2 protein-coding genes are annotated in these 1,839 nt (G+C 35.6%); both read left to right on the forward strand.

Annotated elements, in window-relative coordinates:
• Positions 1 to 356 precede the first annotated feature (356 nt).
• Positions 357 to 863: a hypothetical protein gene (locus QWU_RS07410; RefSeq protein WP_017196498.1), complete on the forward strand. Its 507-nt coding sequence runs from the start codon at positions 357 to 359 to the stop codon at positions 861 to 863.
• A gap of 82 nt (positions 864 to 945) precedes the next feature.
• Positions 946 to 1,602, forward strand: a complete 657-nt coding sequence (locus QWU_RS07415; RefSeq protein WP_006589463.1) for an LbetaH domain-containing protein — start codon at positions 946 to 948, stop codon at positions 1,600 to 1,602.
• Positions 1,603 to 1,839: the final 237 nt, after the last annotated feature.

Below are 1,839 nucleotides of genomic sequence, written 5' to 3' on the forward strand. Positions count from 1 at the left end.
AGAGGAAATTAATAAGCATAAGATATTATCAATACACAACGTATTTAAAAAATAAGAAAAAATATCAAAAAATATAAAATAATAATTGACAATAAATACGCATTTTGTTATATAAATACTCAAGTGCTAAAAACACTTAATCGTAAGCGGTTAAGCCACGTAAGGTTTTTCCCATTTCTTAAAATACTGACTTTCTTTTGTGCTATCATTGGCATATAACGATTTTGTCGGGTGTAGCTATACCATACAATACCCTTCGCGAGGGGAAAGTATAGCGGCGGACTTACGACCGTGTTTTTAGCGCCCGGCGCCCTTATGGGCTGTCAATTAAAAACCTAATTTCGTAAGGATTTATTATGCAAAATTCTGTAAAAAAATATCAACTCACAAATCAAACAATTCTTCGTGAGGGTAAAAAACTTTATCGCATTAAGGCGTTAAGAGATTTTGGTGATGTTAAAGCTGGTCAACTTGGTGGCTATATTGAATCTGAAGAAAATCTTTCCCATGATGGTAATTGCTGGGTTGGTGATCAGGCCATTGTTGTGAGCCCTGGTCGTGTTTACGAAAATGCGCAGGTTTATGGCAATGCAGGTGTTGGTGGTTTTGTATATGGTAATGCTCGCGTCTACGATTCAGCAAAGGTTTTTGCCAATGCCCATGTGTATGATAATGCCCATGTTTTCGATAGTGCAAAAATTGTAAGTAAAGTGCATGTTTATGAAAATGCCAATGCATGTGGCATGGCTATTGTTACTAAGAATATTTGTGGTGACACAATGAAGAATGTTTATACAGAACGCCTTTCTCCTTATGGTGAAATTTGCTTTGTTATGTGTCGTCCTCATAGGAAAACAGCTTAAATAACATACGGGCGCGGCGGGGGCGCCTCCTCTTTAAACATCTCATTTTAAAATTTAAATCTCTTTATAAAGGAATTGTGCTATGCAAAAGAAATTTGCACTCACAAATGAGACACGTGTAATTAATAATCATACCCTTTATCGTATTAAAGCATTAAAAGACTTTGCTGATGTTAAAGCAGGTACTTTAGGGGGCTTTATTGAAAAGGAAAGTAACCTCTCTCATGAGGGTAATTGCTGGGTCTATGATAAGGCTTGTGTTTATAATAATGCTCATGTTTCTGATCACGCTACAGTCTGTGATTACGCTAGTGTTTTCGATAATGCAAAAATTGAAGGCAATGCTAAAGTTTTTGATTGTGCAACAATTTATGACAATGCAAGGGTTGCTGATCATGCCTTGGTTTTTGGAAGAACTTATGTTTACGATCATGCCTGCGTTTTGAATCATGCTGAAGTATCTGACAGGGCTGTTATAAAAGGTCATGCTAAAATCTATGATAATGCTTTATTAACTGGATATGCACAAGCTTATGGCAATGCAAGAATTTATGACAATGCTCAAGTTTGGTTTTTTGCTGTGGTTTGTGATGATGTTTGTATTTATGAAAATGCAAAAATTACAGGCTATACATATATTTGCGATAAAGTGAGTGTTTTTGGCAATTCATATATAGATACCAAAAAATTGAATGGTCATATCAAAATTTGTGATCACACCATAAAAGACGCTGCGTAAATAAGATGCGGGCGGTGCGGGGGCGCCCCTCTTTCAAATTTCCCATTCCAAATTTTCCTAACCGTTTAACACATATCTATTATGTGAGGGTCTTCTTATGTCTAAAAAATATGAATTAACTAGTGAAATTAAACAAATCAAACATGCTCTTACTCGAAATATTATAAACCTTTATCGCATTCGTGCTTAAAAAGATTTTGATGATGTCAAAGCTGGGCATCTTGGTGGTTTTATCGA

The sequence above is a fragment of the Bartonella birtlesii IBS 325 genome (assembly GCF_000273375.1).
GTDB lineage: Bacteria > Pseudomonadota > Alphaproteobacteria > Rhizobiales > Rhizobiaceae > Bartonella > Bartonella birtlesii.

Coding starts and splice junctions, on each gene's coding strand:
- QWU_RS07410 (WP_017196498.1), top strand. CDS start 357: ATGCAAAATTCTGTAAAAAAATATCAACTCACAAATCAAACAATTCTT.
- QWU_RS07415 (WP_006589463.1), top strand. CDS start 946: ATGCAAAAGAAATTTGCACTCACAAATGAGACACGTGTAATTAATAAT.